18 protein-coding genes are annotated in these 23,462 nt (G+C 52.6%); 14 read left to right on the top strand and 4 right to left on the bottom strand.

The annotated features are described in order from the left end of the window. Nucleotide 1: 1 nt before the first annotated feature. Complete coding sequence (locus BUB30_RS11855; protein WP_073133887.1) at nt 2–3,214, top strand: caspase family protein; 3,213 nt, start codon at nt 2–4, stop codon at nt 3,212–3,214. 85 nt (nt 3,215–3,299) lie between these two features. Then, entirely contained in the window at nt 3,300–3,752 is a 453-nt protein-coding gene (locus tag BUB30_RS11860; protein WP_073133889.1) for a hypothetical protein, read from the top strand. 101 nt (nt 3,753–3,853) lie between these two features. On the opposite strand, the gene kbl is transcribed toward BUB30_RS11860, so the two are convergent. Then, entirely contained in the window at nt 3,854–5,050 is a 1,197-nt protein-coding gene (gene kbl, locus BUB30_RS11865) for a glycine C-acetyltransferase (protein ID WP_073133891.1), read from the bottom strand. 14 nt (nt 5,051–5,064) lie between these two features. Next, nucleotides 5,065–5,445: a hypothetical protein gene (locus BUB30_RS11870; RefSeq protein ID WP_084138039.1), complete on the bottom strand. Its 381-nt coding sequence runs from the start codon at nt 5,443–5,445 to the stop codon at nt 5,065–5,067. 89 nt (nt 5,446–5,534) lie between these two features. On the opposite strand from BUB30_RS11870, the gene BUB30_RS11875 reads away from it, so the two are divergent. Then, nucleotides 5,535–6,491: an NAD-dependent epimerase/dehydratase family protein gene (locus BUB30_RS11875; protein ID WP_073133895.1), complete on the top strand. Its 957-nt coding sequence runs from the start codon at nt 5,535–5,537 to the stop codon at nt 6,489–6,491. Nucleotides 6,492–6,504: 13 nt separating this feature from the next. On the opposite strand, the gene BUB30_RS11880 is transcribed toward BUB30_RS11875, so the two are convergent. Next, on the bottom strand, nt 6,505–7,836 hold the full coding sequence (locus BUB30_RS11880; RefSeq protein ID WP_073133897.1) for a T9SS type A sorting domain-containing protein: 1,332 nt from the start codon (nt 7,834–7,836) through the stop codon (nt 6,505–6,507). 65 nt (nt 7,837–7,901) lie between these two features. Here BUB30_RS11880 and BUB30_RS11885 point away from each other — a divergent pair, with 65 nt between their 5' ends. The 9 genes from BUB30_RS11885 to BUB30_RS11925 all read left to right on the top strand — a co-directional run bounded on the left by BUB30_RS11885 (nt 7,902) and on the right by BUB30_RS11925 (nt 18,405). Beyond that, a complete protein-coding gene (locus BUB30_RS11885) occupies nt 7,902–8,681 on the top strand; it encodes an enoyl-CoA hydratase/isomerase family protein (protein ID WP_073133899.1) in 780 nt (259 codons plus the stop codon). A gap of 93 nt (nt 8,682–8,774) precedes the next feature. Then, nucleotides 8,775–10,217, top strand: coding sequence for a lipopolysaccharide biosynthesis protein (locus BUB30_RS11890; RefSeq protein ID WP_073133901.1), 1,443 nt, complete (start codon nt 8,775–8,777; stop codon nt 10,215–10,217). A gap of 46 nt (nt 10,218–10,263) precedes the next feature. Next, entirely contained in the window at nt 10,264–11,268 is a 1,005-nt protein-coding gene (locus BUB30_RS11895) for a sugar phosphate nucleotidyltransferase (protein WP_073133903.1), read from the top strand. Nucleotides 11,269–11,270: 2 nt separating this feature from the next. Continuing rightward, nucleotides 11,271–13,040 (top strand): tetratricopeptide repeat protein, encoded by a 1,770-nt coding sequence (locus BUB30_RS11900; protein ID WP_143164871.1) that lies wholly within the window; start codon nt 11,271–11,273, stop codon nt 13,038–13,040. Next, nucleotides 13,033–13,797: a lipoprotein insertase outer membrane protein LolB1 gene (locus BUB30_RS11905; protein WP_073133906.1), complete on the top strand. Its 765-nt coding sequence runs from the start codon at nt 13,033–13,035 to the stop codon at nt 13,795–13,797. The genes BUB30_RS11900 and BUB30_RS11905 overlap by 8 nt, the downstream gene beginning before the upstream one ends. Then, nucleotides 13,784–14,968 carry a murein hydrolase activator EnvC family protein gene (locus BUB30_RS11910; RefSeq protein ID WP_073133908.1) on the top strand — a complete coding sequence of 395 codons (1,185 nt, stop codon included), beginning with the start codon at nt 13,784–13,786 and terminating at the stop codon, nt 14,966–14,968. Before BUB30_RS11905 ends, BUB30_RS11910 begins: the two co-directional genes overlap by 14 nt. A 251-nt stretch (nt 14,969–15,219) precedes the next feature. Further along, on the top strand, nt 15,220–15,432 hold the full coding sequence (locus BUB30_RS11915) for a Sec-independent protein translocase subunit TatA/TatB (protein ID WP_073133910.1): 213 nt from the start codon (nt 15,220–15,222) through the stop codon (nt 15,430–15,432). A gap of 3 nt (nt 15,433–15,435) precedes the next feature. Beyond that, nucleotides 15,436–16,860: an Asp-tRNA(Asn)/Glu-tRNA(Gln) amidotransferase subunit GatA gene (gatA, locus tag BUB30_RS11920; protein ID WP_073135107.1), complete on the top strand. Its 1,425-nt coding sequence runs from the start codon at nt 15,436–15,438 to the stop codon at nt 16,858–16,860. 6 nt (nt 16,861–16,866) lie between these two features. Continuing rightward, nucleotides 16,867–18,405 (top strand): lytic transglycosylase domain-containing protein, encoded by a 1,539-nt coding sequence (locus BUB30_RS11925; RefSeq protein WP_245804069.1) that lies wholly within the window; start codon nt 16,867–16,869, stop codon nt 18,403–18,405. A gap of 33 nt (nt 18,406–18,438) precedes the next feature. On the opposite strand, the gene BUB30_RS11930 is transcribed toward BUB30_RS11925, so the two are convergent. Next, entirely contained in the window at nt 18,439–20,121 is a 1,683-nt protein-coding gene (locus tag BUB30_RS11930; RefSeq protein WP_073133912.1) for a sensor histidine kinase, read from the bottom strand. Between the two features lie 279 nt (nt 20,122–20,400). Between BUB30_RS11930 and BUB30_RS11935 the strand changes: the two genes are divergently transcribed. Next, nucleotides 20,401–22,680: an NADP-dependent malic enzyme gene (locus tag BUB30_RS11935; RefSeq protein WP_073133914.1), complete on the top strand. Its 2,280-nt coding sequence runs from the start codon at nt 20,401–20,403 to the stop codon at nt 22,678–22,680. A 185-nt stretch (nt 22,681–22,865) separates the two neighbouring features. After that, nucleotides 22,866–23,459 (top strand): Holliday junction branch migration protein RuvA, encoded by a 594-nt coding sequence (gene ruvA, locus BUB30_RS11940; protein WP_073133916.1) that lies wholly within the window; start codon nt 22,866–22,868, stop codon nt 23,457–23,459. Nucleotides 23,460–23,462: the final 3 nt, after the last annotated feature.

Raw genomic sequence — 23,462 nt, forward strand, 5'->3', positions numbered from 1 at the left:
CATGAGGCTCACCATCGCACTTTTTTTCCTTCCCTTTATTGCATTTTCACAATCCCTGGAAACCATTATACAAAAGGGCCATGAACTGGCCGTGGTGGCCGTGGCCGTGAGTGCCGACAGCAACTACGTCGCCACCGCCAGCAAGGACAAATCGGCCAAGCTCTGGGAGATGAGTACCGGCCGCGAAGTGCGCAGCTTCCTGGGCCATGAGGCCACCGTGACCAGCGTCGAGTTTTCGCATGACGGAAAATATTTGCTCACCGGCAGCAACGACAAAAGTATCCGGCTGTGGGAAGTGAGCACGGGCCGCGAAGTTTTTTCGTTGGCTACCGAGGAGTACATCACCGACATCGCCATCGATCCGAAAATGAAATACTTTGTCGTGGCCGGCTATGATCGCACCGACTCGGCCACCGTCTACGATTTTGCATCTCGAAAAGTGCTGGCTAAAATTCCAACCTCCGCCGACCAGGGATCGGGCAGCGGTGTGGATATTGCGATTAGCCCCGATGGACGGTGGGTGGCCTTCGGAGAAGACAACCGGGTAGCCAACGTATACCAAAGCTCAGACTGGAAAAATGTCCACACATTTCCCTATGAAGAAGGCTCGTGCGGCGGGTGTGGCACGCGCACGGTATTTAGCCCGGACAGCAAAATCCTCTACCAAATCTCGGAAAACGGCCCCTTGCGCAAATATGATCTGGCTACCTACAAACTGATAAAGACTTACGAAGAGAAAGTGGAAGATGTCACCGGCATTGCCCTGAGCGCGGACGGGAAAATTTTGGCGCGCGCCACGGAAAAGGAAGTGCAGGTTTGGGATGAAGCTAGCGGCCGTGTGGTGGCCACACTTCCCGCCGAGGATGGCGAATTCCACGAGATCACTTTTTCGCGCGATGGGAAAAAATTGCTGGTGCCGTGCGATAACAACACCACGTTGATCTGGGATTTTGTAAAGAATAAAAAGGAAGAACCCTTGACAGGCTTTTTAAACCAACGCGACCGCGGGGGTCTTAACTACGATCCTAATTTTTATTGGGAGTCGAACATTGCCCGCTACGTTCGCTTCAAAAATTCGGTGCTCATTTCGCGCGACGGCAAGACACTCATCAAAGGCAAGTTTGGCACAAAAGTGAAACGCTGGGACATTGCCACGGGGAAAACCGTTATGGAATACGTCGGTCATAAAAAGGCCGTGCTGTGCTACGACCTTTCCCGAGACGGCCGACGACTACTCACCGGCGGCGGCGACGGCAAGATCATGCTGTGGGATGTTGAAACCGGCGACTCGCTAAAGTCCATCCAAACCTATCGCGAACCCATCTTCGACATTCATTTCAGTAGCGACGAAACAAAAGCGGTGTCTTCCAGTTGGGATGCCTCCATGAAAGTGCACGACCTGGCCAGCGGAAAACTGCTCACGTATCTTGATCTGGAGCGTTATTCCGCCTACAGCATCGTCTTTCATCCCAACGATCTATACCTCTTTTCCGCACGCCTCGACAATTCCCTGCAGATGTGGGAGCTCGACACCAAAAAAGAGGTGCGCAACTTCACCGGACACACTGACGTGATTTCGGTGATTCATCTCAGCAGCGACCAAAAGACATTGCTCAGTGCGAGTTGGGACGGCTCCATCCGTCTCTGGGACATTGGTACGGGACTGATGACAAAAAAATTCAAGGGTCACAAAGGTGCCGTCCACACCGCGCTTTTCGGCATGGATGGCAAAACGATTTACTCAGCCGGGGCCGACCGCACGATCCGCGTGTGGGACATCACCACGGGAGCGGTGATCCGCACGTTCGAAGGACATAACGCCGAAGTGACCTCCCTGGCCTTTAGCCCGGACAACCGGATGCTGATCAGCCTCAGCCTCGATGGGGTGACCAAGTTTTGGGACATGGCCACCGGCAAAGAATTCTTCGAGCACATTCACATCGGGGAGAAAGACTGGATGGTGAAAAATCCCGAAGGTTATTTCAACAGCACCGGCGACGCGCGGCAATACATTCACTTCGTGAGCGGGATGAAGACGTACGCTGTCGATCAATTCTTCAATGAATTTTATCGTCCCGACCTGCTGCCGAAGATCTTCCAGAATCGCGGCGGAAAAGAAGAATCCAAGAGCATCCAGGGCAAGCTGAAAAGCTCGCCTCCACCCACGGTGAAAGTGGCCGTCATCCCAGGCCAGCCCGGCAAGGCGGAGGTGTATGTGCGCATTGTCGACAACGGCAACGGCGTCGAAAATCTGAAGCTGTTCCACAACGGCAAGAACATCCCCCTCAATCGCGATGCACTCACGTTTCCCGCCTCCCGCGGGCAAGCGACCACCTACAAGCACGAGGTGAATCTCATCGGCGGACAAAACACCTTCACGGCCACCGCCAGCAATAAAGACAATGTAGAGTCCGATCCGCAAAGCATCGAGCTCTTTTCGGACCATGCGACCAAAAGCAGCACTTGCTACATTCTCGCCGTGGGCATCAATCAGTACAAGAACAGCAAGCTCAACCTGAACTACGCGCGCACCGACGCCGAGTCGTTCAGCAAGGTCATGGACGACAAAAGCGCGCTCTTCAAAAACATGGAGCTCGTCACCCTCTATGACACCGACGCCACCCGCCCAAAGATTCTCGCCGCGCTCGACGACCTCTCGGGTAAAGTCAGCCAGGAGGATGTTTTTATTTTTTACTATGCCGGACACGGAAGCATGGTCGACAATCGTTTTTATTTTGTGCCCACCGAGAGCCCGCGACTCTATGACGCCAGCTCGCTGACCAAGGAGGCCATCGACGCCAGTGTGCTGCAGGACAAGCTGAAGCAGATCAAAGCGCTGAAGCAACTCATCGTGATGGACGCTTGCCAGTCGGGAGGCTCGGTGGAATTGCTGGCCACGCGCGGGGCCAGCGAAGAGAAGGCCATCGCCCAATTGTCGCGCAGCGCCGGCATCCACGTGATGGCCTCGGCGGGCAGCGAACAGTTTGCCACCGAATTCCGCGAGCTGGGCCACGGCTTGTTCACCTACGTACTCATCAAAGGCCTGCAGGGCGAAGCCGACGGGGCGCCGAAAGACGGCAAGGTTACCATCTACGAGCTGAAGTCATATATCGACGACCAGGTGCCGGAGATGACACGGAAAATGAAAGGCAACCCTCAGTATCCATACACGTTCTCACGAGGACAGGACTTCCCCGTGGTGATCGAAGAATAGGCAGAAACCAAAAAGGAGGGCAAAAATTAACACTGAACAAAAATAAGTCGTATATTCAATTACTTTTTTCCTACACTGTACTAACATGGTAGAAGCTAACCCCGTTAAATTTTACTTCGCGAAATACTTTTTCCTCGCCTTCAGTTTCCTGCAATGGCTCGCAGCCGGTACGATCTTCTTCCGGCACCCTTTTTCAGCGAAGACTTTTTTCTTTGCCCTCATCTTTATCACGGTGGGTCTCCTGGCCTTCTTTGCTTTTCTGATCCTCACGGAGAAAATGAGAAGAGTGGCGGTCGGCAAAAATAAGATCGTGGTCATTGAAGGCGATCGCAATGTCCGCTTCGCATGGCCCGAGGTGAAATCGCTCACCATCGTGCCCTTCTTCAACCTCTACCGTCTAAAACTGAAGGGCAAGAAAGGCTGCATCTATTTCTTCCCCTCGCACAACATCGACCCTGCCTTCGGCCTGCTGTCCAAAGACACCTCCAAGATGGGTGACATCGTGCAAAAACGAAAAAAAGAGCTCGGCCTGAAATAACCCGACAACATTCATCATCGCTCATAAAACAAGAAGGCGCAGAGAACTCTCTCTGCGCCTTCTTTGCGCCTCTGCGGTTAGATATTCTTCGAAAGCCCGCGTTATTTGAGCACCCCAAGCTCCTTCCCAACCTCAGTAAAAGCCTTGATCGCTTTATCCAAATGATGACGCTCATGCCCCGCCGAGATCTGCACGCGAATCCGGGCCTGACCTTTTGCCACCACCGGGAAAAAGAATCCTATCACATAGATGCCTTTCTCCAATAGCTTGTCGGCAAACTGCTGTGCCAGCGGCGCTTCATAGAGCATGATGGGAACAATGGGATGTTCGCCCGGCTTGATATCAAAACCGGCCTTTGTCATTTGATCGCGGAAATATTTTGTGTTGCCCTCCAGCTTGTCGCGCAATGCCGTGGTCTCCGAAAGCATGTTGAACACTTCGATCGACGCTCCCGTGATGGAAGGTGCCAGCGTGTTGGAGAAAAGATAAGGCCGCGACCGCTGACGCAACAACTCGATGATCTCCTTCTTGCCGGACGTAAACCCACCGGAAGCTCCACCCAAGGCCTTCCCCAATGTACCCGTGATAATATCGACCTTATCCATCACACCTCTGTACTCCGGCACACCGCGGCCGGTCTTGCCAATGAACCCGGTGGAGTGACATTCGTCTGTCATCACCAGTGCTTCATATTGGTCGGCCAACGCACAGATCTTGTCCATTTGCGCGATGGTGCCGTCCATGGAGAATGCGCCGTCGGTGACGATGATGATCTGGTTGGCGCCGGCGCCGCGGGCATCTTCGAGTTGCTTTTTCAGATCGGCCATGTCGTTGTGCTTGTAGCGGTAGCGCATGGCTTTACACAGTCTCACGCCGTCGATGATGGAGGCGTGGTTCAACTCATCGGAGATGATCGCATCCTGTGCACCAAACAAAGGCTCGAACACGCCACCATTGGCATCGAACGCCGCTGCGTAGAGGATGGTGTCTTCCGTGCCCAGGAAGGCGGAGATCTTTTCTTCCAACTCCTTGTGAATATCCTGTGTGCCGCAAATAAATCGCACCGACGACATGCCAAATCCGTGGGTGTCGATGGCGCGCTTGGCGGCGGCCACCACGCGGGGGTGCGATGAAAGTCCGAGGTAGTTGTTGGCACAAAAATTTATGACCTCGCGTCCGTCGGCGGTTTTGATGTCGGCGCCTTGTGGCGTGGTGATGATCCTTTCCTTTTTGAAAAGGCCGGCTTCGCGTATGGACGCGAGTTCTTTCTGCAAAACAGGTTGTAGTTTCTTATACATAATAAAAGGCGTCGTTAGCTTAATTTTGGTTTGGGCTTGAATACAGGCCTGGGCACTGCAGGTTTAGGGCGAGGTGTTGCTGGAGGTGTTTCCGGCACATCCGGCATGGTGGCGTCCGGCGCTGATGAGGCGGACCCGGCGGCGGGTTTCTCTGCCGAAGCTTGGTCGACCACGGGTGTTTTTACGACCGGAGGTTTTGGCTCGGCTTTTACCGCTTCCTCTTTTAACTGGTATTTCCGTCGGATCGGGTTGATCAGGTTCAGTTTCTGCACCGTGAAACTGTTGGGGTGCATTTGCTCAAACTGAATTTGCCATTGTCCCCACAAGACTGGCTCCGCGCGTTGGAAAGCGGCAGAATCTATTTTTTTCGATGTTAAATAGGCTTCAAAATTCACGGGCGCTAAGTTAATTAAAATGCAAGCCCTAACACATGGTAGCCAAATGGTAAATTTTGGTAATTTCGCCCCGGATTTAGAGGAAGGACATGGGTAAACAAAAAATTCTTGTTATCGGCGCCGGAGGCCAACTGGGGTCGGAATTGACGCAAGGACTGTGGAAACTCCACGGAAAAGAAAATGTGATCGCCACCGACATCAAAGAACCGGAAGGCATCTTAGGCGAAGGGAATTTTGAAATACTGGACGTACTGAAACAGGACGCCTTTATTGACTTCGTCCGCAAAAACAAATTCACCCAGGTCTATCACCTCGCGGCTGTGCTGTCGGCAACCGGTGAAAAGAATCCGGCATTTGCCTGGCACCTGAACATGGACGGCCTCATCACGGTGCTCGATGCCGCGGTCGCCTATAAAATAGAAAAGGTTTACTGGCCCTCCTCCATCGCCGCCTTCGGACCCACGACCCCAAAAAATAACACACCGCAGGATACCATCATGGATCCCACGACCGTGTACGGCATCAGCAAACAAGCCGGCGAACGTTGGTGCGATTGGTATCACAAAAAACACGGTGTGGATGTGCGCAGCCTCCGCTATCCCGGCCTCATTGGCTACAAAACCAAACCCGGCGGCGGCACCACGGATTATGCGGTGGACATTTTTTTCCAGGCGCTCACGGAAAAAAAATACGAGTGCTTCCTAAAGTCCGACACCTACCTGCCCATGATGTACATGGACGACGCCGTAAAAGCCACCATCGACCTGATGGAAGCGCCGGCCGAAAAGATCAAAGTAAGATCGAGCTACAACATCTCCGCCATGAGCTTCTGCCCTCAGGAAATTACAGCAGAGATCAAAAAACACATCCCCGATTTCCAGATCTCCTACACACCCGACTTCCGCCAGAACATCGCTGATTCATGGCCGCGCTCCATCGACGACTCGCGTGCACGTGCCGACTGGGGCTGGCAACATCGTTTCGGCTTACCCGAAATGACAGCCGAGATCCTGAAACATCTTCCTGAATTTTTGGCGGCCTACTAAAGAAGATCTGCCTTTATCTTACCGCCACCTTGATGATCTGCTGGCCGTGGCCGGAGGAGATACGGAGATAATAGAGTCCCGCAGAAATGTCCTGGGGCAACTGGAACGCCATTGTATGGGATGCTAATTCTGCCCGCAAGATCTGCGTTCCCGATCCGTCCAAAATCGTAACCTGCGCCGGCGTGTCCATCACGTCGCTCAACTCGATGGTGAATTGTTTGTCGGTGATAGGATTGGGATAGACGTTTACAGTCGACGAGGATTTGCCGTTGGCTGTTACCACGGGGGAATATTCAAACGCTTCATCCAGGTCGATCATTTTCAGACGATAATAGTTTTTCCCGTTGAGCGGCTTCTCGTCTGTGAACGCATAGGTCGTCAACGTGCTCGATCCTTTGGCATCCACCCGGCCGACCGTGGTGAAGATCAGATCCTCCGAAGCGCGCTCCACCTGGAAGTAATGAAAATTCTTTTCCGACGACGTGGCCCAGGTAAGCTGCAGGGACGCCCCGGTTTGCGCTTTAAAATACACTAGCTTCACGGGCAGTGGACTGTTCGGGATGCCAGCTACCCAGGCATAGAACGGCGGGTCGTTGGTTTGCATGGTAGCTTTGTTGCCCCGGTTGGAAGTCAACGTGGCGCCTTGTGAAGTGTTCACGGTGGGGTTAGGATCATTTATATAAAGGCCGATCGGGGTTGTGCCGTTGGCATTGCTCACGTCATCACCACCACCGACCAGGGCGATGGTCTTGTCGATATAGACCTGGCCACCGCTCTTGATGGTCAGTTTTGTGCCACCGGAAGTATCGTCGGTAAAATTTCCAAAGAGGGCGAACCGTCCGTTTTTTTCCACGGTAATATCACCACTGCTTTGAGAGACAAGGTTCTTCCGTATCACCATGTCGGCATAGGGCGGTGCGGCGGCGTTCGTTCCAATGGTGAGGTAGCTGGAGTTGATTACCGTGACGTTTCCGTCCACAACGACAGAGCCACCGGGCTGGACCGTGAAAGGGGCATTGAGGGTAACATCGCCGGTAATGTGCAACGTACCGTAAACATTAACGTTACCACCACCGCCACCAACGCCCTTTGAAAAGTTGCCGTTGATGGTCAGTGTCTTCCCTGCAGCAATGTTGATCGTTCCGTTGGGAACGGCATAGTTGCCTGAAATGGTGAGGTTGGTATTTACGCCCACCGTTCCACCGCCGCCGGTTAATGGAGGCACAGAACCGCTGCTCCAATTCGTAGTGGTGGTCCAGTTGCCATCGGCAATGGAGCCATAGGTCTGTGCGAGCGCCACGTTGGCCGTTACCGCGAGGATGAGGATAAAAAAACTCTTCTTCATATTCTTTGTACCTTATTCAAAAGGTCAATAAGTTGCATTCGTCAAAAACTAGTCACACGAAGCCCATGAAGAATATTCGCACACACTTCGACCACCCTCACGTTTTAACCGTGACGATGTCAAGACCTGCCGCTCTAAATGCTTTGGATAACGAAACTCTGGATGGGCTGCGCGAAATTATACAAGAAGCTTACCAATCCGTAGAAACACGTAGTATAATAATTACGGGGGAAGGCGAGAAGGCCTTCGTTGCCGGGGCGGATATTCGCGAACTTTCATCGCTGAATGCCCAACAAGCTTTGGTTTTGGCCGAAAAAGGCCAACAATTATTCAAGCTGATTGCCGATTGCCCCAAACCCGTTATAGCGGCCGTAAACGGTTTCGCCCTGGGCGGGGGTTGTGAATTAGCCATGGCATGCCATGTAAGAATAGCTACCGAAAATGCCAAATTTGGACAACCGGAAATCAGTTTGGGAATTATCCCTGGCTATGGCGGCACGCAACGGTTGGCCCAGTTGGTCGGCCGCGGCAAGGCCCTGGAGCTGATTGTTACCGGCGACACCATCACCGCCCAGGAAGCCAAAGACCTCGGGCTGGTGAATCACGTAGTGGCGACACGCGAGGAAATGATGGCCCTGGCCCATAATATTCTGGGTAAGGTATCGACCAAATCTCCACTGGCTGTGGCCCGCGCCATCCAAAGCGTGAACGCCGGCTATGGCTTTGAAACCGATGGCTATCGCGCCGAAGCCGAAAATTTCGCCGCTTGCACGACCACGCAGGACTTTAAGGAAGGCACAACAGCTTTCCTCGAAAAACGTAAACCCAACTTCACAGGCCAGTGAGGCGACCCCTTCAGGCCTGGCAACTAAAAAACTTGCTTACAAAATGAGAACCCATTCCACCCCTGGCGATGTTTGCAGGTTACAGCACTACGCATGAGTAAACTAAAACGACTGGCAGGCGAAACCGTACTCTACGGAATGGGAAGCATCGTCCCCCGTTTTCTCAATTTTCTTTTGGTGCCACTCCACACCGCCACGTTTTCGCCAGAACAATACGGCGTGCTGTCGAAACTCCTGGCATATGTGGCCGCCCTCAACGTGCTCTTCACATTTGGTATGGAAACGGCCTATTTCCGGTTCTCCACCAAGGAGGGCGCCGACGAACAGAAAGTCTTCAACCTGGCCCAAACCGTCATCGTTTCCATCAGTTTTGTCCTGGCGGGAACCTTGTTCCTAACGGCCGGGCCACTGGCCGACGTCATGGGCATTCCCGGTCATGGCGACCTGGTGATGTGGTTGGCGGCCATTATGTTCATCGATGCCACCGTGGCCATTCCGTTTGCGCGGCTGCGATTGCAACGGAAACCGGTAAAATTCGCGATCGGCAAAATCACCAACATTGCCTTGCTCATGTTGCTGAACTTTTATTTTCTGAGAATAGCCTACCAGCCCTCCATGGGCGTGGGCTATGTGGTGCTGGCCAATCTGCTGGCCAATTCGTTTTACCTCATCTATTTCTCCAGGTCATTGATTTCCTGGAAACCGCGTTTCAACCGGAGCATTTCCCTGGCCATGCTCACGTATGGCTACCCCGTGATGCTCATGGGCCTGGCCGGCATGACCAATGAAATGTTTTCAAGACAAACCCTGGATTGGTGGCTGCCTGCGGATTTCTATCCCGATCAGAGTCCAGCCCGGGCGTTGGGGATCTTCAGTGCGTCCTACAAACTCGCCATGCTCATGGGGCTCACCGTACAGGCCTTCCGTTATGCCGCCGAGCCGTTCTTTTTTTCGAATGCGATCGACAAAAATTCGCCACAGCTTTTTGCACGCGTCAATCACTACTTCATTATTGTGTGTTGTGTGTTGTTGCTGGGAGCAGGTATCAATCTCGATATCTTGAAATATTTCCTGGGGAAGTCTACCTATTGGGAGGGGCTGTACGTGGTGCCTATCCTGTTGCTGAGCTACCTGTTCCTGGGCGTATATTATAACCTGACCGTGTGGTTCAAACTCACCGACAGAACCTATTTCGGCACGTTCATCACCGTGGGTGGAGCCGTGGTGACCATCGCCGCCAATTATTTGCTGATCCCCAGGCTCGGCTATCTCGGCAGCAGCCTGGCATCGCTCATCTGTTATTTTTCCATGACCGTAGTGTGTTATTTGTTAGGGCAAAAATTCTATCCCATCCCCTATAATGTTGGAAAAAGCATGGCCTACATCGTTTTCACTACGGCGTTGGTGTATGCCGTTAATTCTATTTTCCTGGAAAACATTTGGGTGGCCACCGTGTTTCATGGTTTGATTATCGGAATTTATTTACTGGGCATCTATGCGCTGGAAAAGACGGCGTTCCGAAAGCCTGCGACGTAAATTTTTTTTAGCTTTACTCGGACCAAAAAAAACAAACTCTCCCTTCATGAACATAATCATACCGATGGCTGGACTGGGCAAGCGCTTGCGCCCGCACACTCTCACCGTTCCCAAGCCACTTTTACCCATTGCCGGCAAACCCATCGTGCATCGCCTGGTGGAGGACATCGCCAAAGTTACGCCCGAGAAAATCGACTACATCGGCTTCATCATTCACCCGTCGTTTGGAAAGGAAGTGGAGGAGAGTTTGAAGGCCATTGCCAAAAAGGTGGGCGCCGAAGGAAAGATCTATTACCAGGAGGAGGCCTTTGGCATTTCGCACGCGTTGTTGTTTGCCAAGGAGTTGTTCACCGGCAAGGTCATTGTGGCGTTCGCCGACACGCTCTTCAAGGCCGAATTCAAGCTCGACACCACCCAGGATGGCATCATCTGGGTGCAGCGCGTGGACGATCCCTCGCAGTTTGGCGTGGTGAAGCTGAACGACAAAAAAGAAATCGTAGAGTTGGTGGAGAAGCCCACCACGTTCGTTTCGGACCTGGCCATCATTGGCATCTATTTTTTCAGAGACGGCGCGGCCCTGGCGCGCGAGATGCAGTACCTGATCGACAATAATATTAAAGACAAAGGCGAGTTTCAGTTCACCTCGGCCCTTCAGAACTACGCCAAGAAGGGCGCAAAATTCATGACGGGCGAAGTGACCGAATGGCTGGACTGTGGCAACAAAAACGTGACCGTGCAGACCAACCAGCGCTACCTGGAGTTTATCAAAGACCAGCCGTTGGTGTCGGAAAAGGCCACTTTGGTGAATTCCGTGATCATCGCCCCCTGTTTTGTCGGGGAGGGTGCTGTGATCGAGAATTCCGTCATCGGGCCCCATGTTTCGGTAGGGGAAAACACCCGGATTTATGACAGCCGGATCAAAAACTCCATTATTCAGCGGGAATCGACCATCCGAAGCGCCATGCTGGAGAACAGCATGTTGGGGAATTTCATTATTTTTGAAGGTTCTAAGCTCGACTTGAGTCTTGGCGACTTCAATGCAATAACGTGAAATTGAGAGGAAGAAGAGTATATACGGTTTTGGCCTTATTAGCGGCGTTGTCCTGGACAGCACCAGGGACGGCAGTTGCCCAACGCAAAAAGAAAAATGTGGAGGAGGTGGAGGCATCCGGCATCCGGCTCCGGGAAGCGGAGTTCTATTTCACAGAAGGCGAGAAATTCTTCATCCTGGAAGACTACGCCAAAGCCCTGCTCTACTACCAGCGCACGCTGGAAATCACACCCGACAATGCCACGGTGCATTACAAAGTGGCCGAAGTGCTTTCGCAAAGCAACAAACAGGAAGACCTTTTAAAAGCTTCGCTGAGCATGGAAAATGCCCTGAAGCTGGAAAAAAAGAACAAATACTTCTACCTGCTGGCCGCCAACATCTACGGCAGCCTCACCAAGTTCGAGAAGGCCGCCGAGACCTATGAAAACCTGATCAAAGAGGTGAAGGGATCGGAAGAATACCTATACGAGCTGGCCGCCGTATATCAATACGCCAACAAATTCGACGACGCCGTAAAGACCTATAACCGCGCTGAAAGCGCCCTGGGCATCAGCGAGGTGTCGTCCATCCAAAAGCTGCGCATCTACCTGGAGCAGGGAAAGACCAAAGAGGGCATTGCCGAAGGCGAGAAGCTCATCAATGCCTTCCCCGACGAGGAACGGTATGTGATGGGGTTTGCCGACGTGTTGTCGCAAAAGGGCATGCGGCCCGATGCCATCAAATATTTGGAAAAATTTCTGGTCGCCAACCCCGACTCAGGCAACGTGAAAATGCTGTTGGCCGGACTCTATCGCGACAGCCGCCAGGAAGACAAGGCCCGCGCCCTACTGCTCACCTTGTTTGACGACCCGTCCGTGGAACTCGGCAGTAAGCTCATCATGCTGGGCGCCTACAACACGGAACTGAATCAAAACAAGACCAAGAATATTTCCGACCCCGAAAAAGAGAAGTTTGCGCTCACCCTGCTGGAGAAGCTGGGGAAAAGCAACCCGTCCGATCCGAACGTGCACATCCTTGGAGGTGATCTTTATCTGTCCACCGGCAAACCGCGCGATGCGCAACGCGAATATTCGCAGGCCATCGAGCTGGGCAACGTGAACTTCGAGGTGTGGGAGAACTTGCTGTTCCTCGAAACCCAAATGGAACAATGGGACAACGTGATCAAACACAGCGATGAAGCCCTCATCATGTTCCCAAACCAGGGCATGGTGCACTATTTTAACGGCTACGCCTACCTGCGCAAGCGTCAATATCCCGAGGCCGTCGCCTCGTTGGAGCAAGCCAAAAAGCTGACGAACTCAAACACCAACCTGCAGGGCGAACTCAACAGCATGCTGGGCGATGCCTACAACGCCATGAAGGCCTACGACAAGTCGGACAAGGCTTACGACGACGCGCTGACCATCAACCCCAACAACGACGCCGTGCTGAACAATTACAGCTATTTCCTGGCGCTGCGGAAGGTGAACCTGGAGAAGGCCGAAAAAATGGCGTCGTCGCTCATGAAGAATAATCCGGACAATCCAACGTTTCTGGATACATATGCCTGGGTGCTCTACACCCGTCAGAAATACAAAGAGGCGCGCAAGGCTATTGAGCGGGCCATTTCGACAGGCAACGCCAATGCCACGCATTTTGAGCACTATGGCGACATACTTTTTCAACTGGGTGATGTAACCGGCGCGGTGCAACAATGGGAGAAGGCCCGCGGATTGAATGCCAACAGTGAATTGTTAAACAAAAAAATTGCGAACCGGAAAATCTATGAATAAACGCCTCTGGATCTTGCTCATCGGCTTCTCCGCGCTGATAATGTCCTGCAGTAAAAAGGTTACTCCCACAACCCTTCCCATCGCTGCCCCGAAGCCTACTCTCGATGTGCAGGAAGTCGATTTTGAATATTTTCACGGCAAGGCCCGCATGATCCTGAGAGATGCCAAGAAAGAACGCGAAGTGAAGGCCAACATCCGCGTGCGCAAAGACAGCGTGATCTGGATGACCTTTTCCGTGATCGGCGTGCAAGGCGGCAAAGCCCTCATCAACAAAGATTCCATCACCGTGGTGAGCAACGTCGACAAAGAATATTATGTGTTCGACTACGCCGAGCTTTCCAAACGTTACAATTTCGAGATCAACTACAAGGTGATCCAGGCCGCCATGTTGGGCAACCTCATCATGCCCCGTACTGAATCGGATCAGGTACAACAGGAAAGTTCCTACTTCGTATTGAAGCAAAAGGCTGCAACGAACGGCGTTGTCGTGGACAACTTCATTAACAGCGCCAGCAAAAAACTGGAAAAAGTGGAGATGAAAGAAGGCAACAGCGACAATTCGCTCATCATCAATTATTCCAATTTTCAGCCGGTAGGTCCCGCGTTGTTTCCTTACAATGGTACGATCAATTTATTTTACAAGACGCTGGGCGGACTGCTGAACACCACCATCATCTTTGAGTACAACAAGGCCGAGGTGGGCGACAGAGAGCTGAAGTTTCCATTCAACATACCCAAGCGATATGAACGCCGGTAAAGGTGCGTGGCTCTTTCTGATCTTCGGTTTTCTTTCTTTTTCTGCTATGGCCCAAAAATCAAAGGCCCAGCTGCAAAAGGAAAAACAGCAGAACCTGGAGAAGATCAAAGAGGTTGAAAAGATCATCGAAGAAACATCTGCTCAAAAGAAAAATTCCCTGGGCGAACTCACGGCCCTGAACCAGCGCGTCCGCGAACAAGAAAAACTGGTCGGCTCCATCAAAGGCGAAGTCAACTTTCTCGACAGCGAGATCAGCGACAACAACGACATCATCGTGGTGCTGGAAGAAGATCTCGACGATCTCAAAAAAGAATACAGCGCCATGCTGTTCGCCGCCCAGAAAGCCAACAACAGCACCACGCGCCTGACGTTTCTTTTCTCTGCAAAATCATTCGATCAATTGGTCATGCGCCTGCGCTACATGGATCAATATGCCGAAACCCGCCAGCTACAGGCCGAACAAATCACAAAAGTGCAGGAAGAACTTTCGGGCCATGTCGCCGAGATCCGCGTGCGCCGCGAGGAGAAGAATAAACTCCTCAATGAAGAACAGCGGGAGGGCACGAACCTGATCTCGTTAAAGCAAAAGCAAAATTCGCTGGTGAAGTCGCTGGAGAAGGAAGAAAAGAAACTGCGCAAAGACCTGGAGGAAACGAAGAAGGCTGTCGCCAAACTCGACAAACTCATCGAAGACCTCATCAAAGAAGAAATGGAACGCGCGGCCCGCTCCAAAAAGTCCGAGGTTTCCGTGACGCTGTCCAATTCGTTTGAGGAGAACCGAAACAAATTCATGTGGCCGGTGTCTTCGGGCTTTGTGTCGCAGCGTTTTGGGCGACAAAATCATTCCGTGCTCAAAGGTGTGGTGGTGCAGAACAATGGCGTGAACATTCAGACGCAGGAGAACGAAAAAGTGAAGAGCATCTTTGAGGGCGAGGTGCGTCGCGTGGCGTTCATCCAGGGACTTGGCAGCACGGTGATCATCAAACACGGTGAGTATCTCACGGTGTATGCCGGTTTGAAGGAAGTGTTCGTTCGAAGCGGACAAAAAGTGACTACCAACCAGGAGATCGGCAAAGTGCTTTCCAACAATGAAGGCGTGTCTGAACTGCGTTTTCAGATCTTCAAGAACACCACGGCACTGGATCCTTCCTCGTGGTTGAAAAACATGTGAGCCTCGTCCCTTTTCTTACTTAAAAATTACTTTAAGCCGGCGCGCATTTTGCGGGGTCGCAGCAAGCGACGATGAACGCTTGTTCGGGTATGTACCGTATCGCTAAAAAGGGGTGAAAACGGTCCCCGTATTTAACCTGAAAAGGGAGCCCTTTAACCGCTGGTAACCAGCCGCCAACATCCCCGGGGCCATTCATTTGATACTATCCTTTTTTACCCTACTTTTGCCTTTACGTTTAAAATTAAAAGGCCATGAAAGCTACATTTTTGTTTTTAAGTGGGGTTGGTTTCCAGGAGATTCTGCTCATCGGTTTATTCATCCTCGTGTTTTTCGGTGCAAAGAAAATTCCCGAATTCATGAAAGGACTGGGTAAAGGTGTTCGTGAATTCAAAGATTCCGTGAAAGACGTGAAGAAGGATCTTGAAGACGCGGGCGATTCTGCAAAACTTGACGACGGAAAGTAAGTGTTGAAGACGAAAGCTACATTTCGGGAAATTCAAAACGATCTGCAGCACGGAAAACGCTCCTGTCAGGATATTGTCCGATTTCATCTGAACAACATTAGGGATAAAAAGCACCTCAATGCTTTTCTGAGCGTGTATGAAGATGAAGCGCTCGCGCGAGCTGCTGAAATCGATAAAAAAATAAAACTTGGGACGGCTGGAAAACTTGCCGGGCTCGTCGTGGGCCTGAAAGATGTTCTCGCCTACAAAGACCATCCTTTGCAAGCCAGCAGCCGTGTGCTGGATGGCTTCATCTCACAATTTAATGGAACGGCCGTGCAGCGCCTTCTCGACGAAGACGCCATCATCATCGGCCGCCAAAACTGCGACGAGTTTGCCATGGGTTCTTCCAACGAGAACTCCGCTTTTGGCCCCGTGCTGAACGATGCCGACAATACCCGTGTCCCTGGAGGTTCATCCGGCGGCTCGGCGGTTGCCGTTCAGGCCGACATGTGCCAGGTTTCCCTGGGGTCGGATACGGGCGGTTCGGTGCGTCAACCCGCAGCGTTTTGCGGACTGGTGGGGTTGAAACCTACCTATTCGCGCATCTCCCGGTTTGGGTTGATCGCTTATGGCTCGTCTTTTGATTGTATTGGCATATTCGGAAAGTCGGTGGAAGACGTCGCCCTGGTGCTGGAAGTGATTGCAGGCCCCGACGAGGCCGACAGCACCGTCTCGCAATTGCCCGTGCCGAGCTATTCCAAGGCCCTGCAGGGGTCCGATAACAAGAAATATAAGGTTGCCTACGTCCGTGAGATCGATGATTCTCAAGGCCTGCAACCCGAAATAAAGGAGAGCATTTTGGCCAAGCTGGACGCCATCGAGGCCGACGGCCACAGTGTGGAGGTGATCGATTTCCCATTACAGGAATTCGTATTACCAACCTACTACATTTTGGCTACCGCCGAAGCCAGCTCCAACCTGTCCCGTTACGACGGCGTGCGCTACGGCTACAGAAGCCAGCAGGCCACCGACTTGAGCTCGCTCTACAAAAAGAGTCGCTCGGAAGGGTTCGGGAAAGAAGTGCAGCGCCGCATTTTGCTGGGCACGTTCGTATTGAGCGCCAGCTACTACGACGCCTATTACACCAAGGCTCAGAAAGTCCGTCGCCTCATCCGCGACAAGACGAAAGAAATATTGAAGCACTATGATTTCATCGTGATGCCCATAACGCCCACCACGGCCTTCAAGCTGGGGGAGCATACGGACAATCCTTTGGAAATGTACTTGGCGGATCTTTTTTCCGTTCAGGCTAACGTGGTGGGTGTGCCGGCCATTGCCATACCGTGTGGTACGGACAAACAAGGCTTACCCATCGGATTGCAAGTGATCGCCGACGATTTCGAGGAATCGAAGTTGTTGCATTTTTCAAACACACTTTTGACATGACCCCTCATGAAAAACGGTCTTCGCTGTACCATTTTTTCCGCTGCTGATCAAACGATCAAGGCATCGGCCCCTGTCAGCAAAAAAGCTTACTTCCTTGCTGCGTTGTTTTTATCGCTGACCGCCTTCCCGGCTTTCAGCCAAGTCCCGGTGCCTGCACTCGACTCTTTGTCGGTGGTCGACTCCCTGGAAGTGGCCGTGGCAGAAGAGGACATGCTGTATAAGGAAGACACAGCCGACTTCGTTTACTATGCCCTGCCCAGCGTGCTGGAGCACATTCCCGGCAACGACGACCCGGCAACGCTTGCTGACCGCCTCGCGTGTATTCAAAAGACGATGCCCCTGGTGTACAACGAACGCATCCACGCCTTCATCAACTACTTCACGGTGAAAGACCGCGAGTATACCCGTATGATGATGCGCCGGAAAAATCTTTACTTCCCGATCTTCGAAAAATGCCTGGCCAAATACGGCCTGCCCGACGAGCTGAAATATCTTTCCATCATCGAATCGGGATTGAATCCCCGCGCCATCTCCCGTGCGCGTGCGGTGGGCCTCTGGCAATTCATGTCGGCCACCGGCAGACATTATGGATTGAACAACGACTGGTACATCGACGACCGCATGGATCCGGAGAAAGCCACGGAAGCAGCTTGCCGCTACTTGCGCGACCTCTACAGCATGTTCCATGACTGGGAACTGGCCCTGGCCGCCTATAACACCGGTCCCGGCAATGTGAAGCGCGCCATTCGCCGTTCAGGATACAAACACACATTCTGGGAAATCTATCCCAACCTCCCGCGCGAAACGCGCTCGTACGTTCCGCAATTCGTAGCCATTACCTACGCTATGAACTACCTGGATGAGCACAACTTCTTCGACGAAGGCGAAGAGATGCTGCCCAAGTATGACACGGTGCAGGTGACCAAATTCCTCCACTTCGAGACCTTTGCCAACCTGACGGGTACTTGCCTGGAAGACATGCAAAAGCTCAATCCTTCCATCCAGCACAACGCCATTCCGGAAACCAGCAGAACGTATACCCTATACGTTCCCACGGGTGCAAAAGAAAAGTTGTTGGCCGACCGTCGCTCGATCCTCGACTCTGCATCGAAAGTGGGCAAGAAAGACCTGGAGGTGCTGGCCAAGACTTCAGAAGGCTCAACCTATGGTCGTGACCGCATTACCTACAAAGTGCGCAGTGGCGACGTGTTGGGATCGATTGCCATGCGCCACGGTGTTCGCCTGGCCGATCTGAAAAAGTGGAACAATCTGCACAACAACAATATTCGCGCAGGTCAGCGATTGAACATTTGGCTGCACCAGCCGTCGCACGCCTCCACGGCGGTGGCATCGGCCCGTACCACCAAAGCAGCGGTAACGCCCGTAGCGCTTCCCGATTCAAAGACCTATACGGTTCAACCCGGCGACACGCTCTGGGAGATCTCTAAAAAATTTGAAGGCCTCACCATCGAGAAGATCAAGAGCCTGAACAACCTCAACAACAGCCAGCTGAAGCCCGGTCAGAAATTGATCATCGGCATGTAAGCAGATTTCAACCGTGGTGACTCGTGAAGCGGGTCACCACGCGTTGTTTTTAGAAGGATGTTCGCGTTGCAACGATACGCGGAAGATCGTCCCCTCTCCTACTACACTTTCCACCTCGATCCGTCCCCCCAACGCTGCGACCTGTGTTTTGACCAGGTACAATCCCATGCCTTTTCCTTCCACGTGGTAGTGGAAGCGTTTATATAAATTGAAGATCTTGTCTTTGTACCGCTCCAGGTCGATGCCCAGGCCGTTGTCGCGAATGGTGATGACCATGTTGTTATGATCTACGGTTGACTGGATCCGGATGATGGGTTGTTTTTGCGGGTTGCGGTATTTGATGGCGTTGCTCAGCAGGTTGTAGAAAATGCTTTCGATGTAGGGGTGTAGCGAGTGGATCGTTTTCTCTTCGGCCAGTTGAATGTCCACCCATGCATCGGTCTGTTTGATCTCCTCTTCGAGCAGCTGTCTCACTTTCTCCAGCACCGCTTCAAGATTCACATCCGTGAAAACCTGTGTGTTCATTTTTTGGATGCCCAGGATGAGGGTAAGGTCCTTGATGACCTGGTCGAGATCGTGGGTGGAGCGCACCATGAGTTGCACCATTTCGGCCGTTTCTTTTTCGTCTTTTGCATAGGTCAGGATATCCGAAAGACCGACGAGCCGCGCCATGGGCGCCCGCAGGTTGTGCGAGATGATGAACGCAAATTGCTGCAGACGGCTGTTGTGTTCGATCAATTCCAGGTTGGCCTCCTTGAGGTCTTGCGTTTGTCGGGTTACCTCGATGACGAGCTCGCGGTTCTTGCGCTGAATGAGGTCGTTTTTTTCTTCGATGATCTTTTTGGCCAGTTGCACGCTTTCATGCTGCTCGGCCAGGACATTGCGCTGGCGTTCGATCTCTTTTTGTTGTAAGATCAACTGCTCGTTATGCGCCACGATTTCTTCATTCTGCGCGCTGATCTCTTCGTTCTGTGCAAGGATCTCGCGTGTTCGTTCGTAGACGGTGCGCTCCAGCACGAGATTTTGTTCGGAGAGCAGAAGGGCGCGTTGTGTTTCCGATTTTCGCAGTTGCTCGGAGATGCCGAGACTGCGATTGGTTTGGAACGCGGTGTAGGCCAGCAAAGGCGTGGTGAACAGGAACAGGACAATTTGCAGGATGTAGCTGTTTTGCAATGCGTTTTCATAGCGAACCTTGGCCTGCGCGGAAATATTATCTTCAAAATTTTCGACGCGCTTTTTGAATTCCATGAAATGCAACCACACCGGGAATCCCGGATCGAGGTCGAGCAGAGCCGCGAATTTATCGTGTTGCCCGCGTTGCAAATATCTTGTCATCACGCCGGTGATGTCGATGTAGTGGTTCACCGAGTCGCGTTGGACGTACACCTCGTTGAGGTCGTAGTGTTGCTCGTGCAAGGCAGTTTCCAGTCGGTTGAAGGCTTGGTTGATATCGTAGATGGCCGTGTCGCGCGCATCCAGGAAGGAGAGTTTTTCCACGATGGCATAACTTCTCACGGCCATGTCGAGCAAGTGCAGGCCACGAATCACATCCGTTGCACTCACCTTGATCCGTGCGGCTTCCTCCTGCTGCCGCTTGTTGAACTCGATGACCTGGCTGTTGCGATAGATCAGGTAAACATTAATAAGCATCAGCCCCGCCACGAGACAAACCACGCCGTACAATACAGCTCCTTTGAGCCACGACACTGCCGTCATAGAACAGATTTAAACCAAACCTCGATTGTCTATGAAGTTCAGAAGAAAAAGGTAAACCTTTGTTATTCCGCTCAAACTTTGTTCACTTTATTTCATCAGGACTTGCATTTTACAAACAGACTATTCTGCCTTCGATGCGAAGAACCGCAACCCGGGCAAGATGCTCCCTTCGCCATGGACAACCTGTTTTCGGGCCGGTAAGGCGAGGGTTCTTCGCGATATAATCCTGTAATTTTTGCCGTGGCTTGTTATCTTTGCCCACCTAACTAACATTCATACATGTCCATCAAAATCAGAAAACAGGATGCCCTGAATTTTCACATGCAGGGACAACCGGGAAAGATTGAAGTTGTTCCCACGAAATCGTTGAGTACGCAACTGGACCTGGCCCTGGCCTATTCGCCTGGCGTTGCTGTGCCCTGCCTGGAGATTGCCGCGAACAAAGAAGATGTTTATAAGTATACTTCCAAAGGAAACCTGGTAGCCGTTATCTCCAATGGCACGGCCGTGTTGGGACTGGGCAACATCGGCCCCGAAGCCTCCAAGCCCGTGATGGAAGGCAAGGGTGTGCTCTTCAAAAAATTCGCCGGCATCGATGTGTTCGACATCGAGATCGACGAAGAAGATCCCGATGCGTTCATCAAGATCGTCAAATCGCTGGAACCTACATTCGGTGGCATCAACCTGGAAGACATTAAGGCGCCGGAGTGTTTCAAGATTGAGACGGAGCTGAAGGCGAAGATGAACATTCCCATCATGCACGACGACCAGCATGGCACGGCCATCATATCGTGTTCCGCCTTGCTCAATGCACTGGAGATCGTAGGCAAAAAAATAGAAGACATTTCGATCGTGGTGAACGGCGCCGGTGCGGCGGCCGTGAGCTGCACCAAGCTCTACATCGCGCTGGGCGCGCGCCCGGAGAACATTATCATGTGCGACAGCAAAGGTGTGCTCAACAGCAAGCGCACCGGGTTGGACGACATTAAGAAACAATTTGTCACCAGCAAGAATATCGACAGTTTGCAAGAGGCCATGAAGGGCGCGGATGTTTTCGTGGGCCTGTCTGTGGCCGACGCCATCACGCCCGACGATCTGAATGCGATGGCCAAAGATCCGATCGTGTTTGCCCTGTCCAACCCCGATCCGGAGATTGCCTACGACCTGGCGATGAAAACGCGTCACGACATCATCATGGCCACGGGCCGTTCCGATCACCCCAACCAGGTGAACAACGTGCTGGGCTTTCCCTATATTTTCCGCGGCGCCCTCGATGTGCGGGCAACCGAAATCAACGAGGCGATGAAGCTGGCCGCTGTAAAAGCCCTGGCCGAGCTGGCCAAAGAGCCGGTGCCCGACATCGTGGTAAAAGCCTATGGCGCCGATAAGATCCGTTTCGGTCGCGACTACCTCATACCCAAACCCCTCGACACACGCCTCATCACAACGGTGTCGCCGGCGGTCGCCAAGGCGGCGATGGACTCGGGCGTGGCAAAAAATCCCATCACGGATTGGGGCGCCTATCACGAGATCTTGCAAAAACGCATTGGCATCGATCAGAAATTGATGTCGCGCGTGATCGACCGCGCCAAGAAACAGCCCAAACGCGTGGTGTTCACAGAGGCCGATCATCATAAGGTGCTGAAGGCGGCACAAATCCTGAAGGATGAGGGTATTGCGTTCCCGATCTTGCTGGGAAATAAAGAGCGGATCATGAAGCTTATGGAAGAGTACAAACTCGACCTGTACGATTGTCCCATTCTCTATCCGCGCCTGGAAGAAGAAACGGTAAAGCGCTATGCGCAGGAGTTCTACAAAAAACGCCAGCGCAAGGGCATGAACTACCAGGATTGCGAACGCCTGATGCGCGAACGCAATTATTTTGCTGCCATGATGGTGGAGCACGGCGATGCGGATGCCCTGGTGAGCGGTCTTACCAAAGATTATCCCAAGACCATTCTCCCCTCCCTGCAGATCATCGGCACGGCCGAGGGAGTGAATCGCGTGGCGGGCATGTACATTGTTCTGGCCAAGCGCGGCACGTTCTTTTTTGCCGACACCACGGTGAACGTCGAGCCCGACGCCCAACAATTGGCCGAGATCATCGAACTGACGGCCCACGGCGTGAAGTTCTTTGACATCGAACCTCGTGTGGCCATGCTGTCGTATTCCAACTTCGGGTCGTCCAAGGGTGACGTGCCCGAGAAAGCAAAGGAGGCCGTGCGGCTGGCCAAGTTGAAGAACCCCGACCTGGTGGTGGAGGGCGACATCCAGGCGAACGTGGCCTTGAACACCACGTTGCAGCAAGAGACTTTCCCGTTCAGCGCGTTGGCGAAAGAGGGGGCGAACACACTCATCTTCCCCAACCTGGCGTCGGGCAACATTGCCTACAAGCTGTTGATGGAGATTGGCGGGGCGGAAACCATCGGACCCATTTTGCTGGGGATGAAAAAACCGGTGCATGTGCTGCAGCTGGGTAGTTCCATTCGCGAGATTGTGAACATGGCGGCGATTGCCGTGGTGGATGCACAGCTTCATGAGCAGAACGGGCATTTGTAATTTTTAGTCGCTCGCCTGAAGGTTCGGGGCGGAGTCTCGCGTTCGCTGAATTCGGGCGAGCCCGCCTTCGCTAAAGCTTCGGCGGGTGAAAAAAGTTTAACGCAAAGATCACGGTAGGTTCTTTGTGGCGTTGTGCTTTTTCGTTTTATCCTACCGTTCTTTCATCCTAAATTAGCGTACAAAAAATGATCGCTTTCCTCAAAGGCAGGCTGGTGCAGCGAGACCCGACCCACGTGATCGTGGACGTTAACGGCGTGGGATATCTGTTGCACATTTCCCTGCAGACGTTTTCCGAAATCAAAGAGCAGGAGCACATCATGCTGCACACGCACCTCAGCATTCGCGAGGACGCGCATGTGTTGTTCGGCTTCAGCAGCGAGACGGAAAAGAAGCTCTTTCAACAACTGGTGTCGGTGAACGGGGTGGGCCCGAGCACGGCCATTGTGATGTTGTCGTATATGAACAGCCAGGAGTTGAAGGCCGCCATTGTGCGCGAGGATGCCGCCGCCCTGCAATCCATCAAGGGGATCGGGGGCAAGACCGCACAACGGGTCATCATCGAATTGAAGGACAAGCTGAAGAAGGAGAGTTGGGACGAAACTCAGCCGTCTATTTCAGTAAGCCCTCACAATACCCTGCGGAAGGAAGCGTTATCTGCTTTGCTTACGCTTGGCCTGCCCAAAGCAGCCGCTGAGAAAAGTGTTGATACCGTCCTGAAAAAATCGGGAAATACCATTACCTTAGAAGATTTAGTTAAGCAGGCCCTAAAAAACGCATAGTAC

Source organism: Chryseolinea serpens (assembly GCF_900129725.1).
Taxonomy (GTDB): domain Bacteria; phylum Bacteroidota; class Bacteroidia; order Cytophagales; family Cyclobacteriaceae; genus Chryseolinea; species Chryseolinea serpens.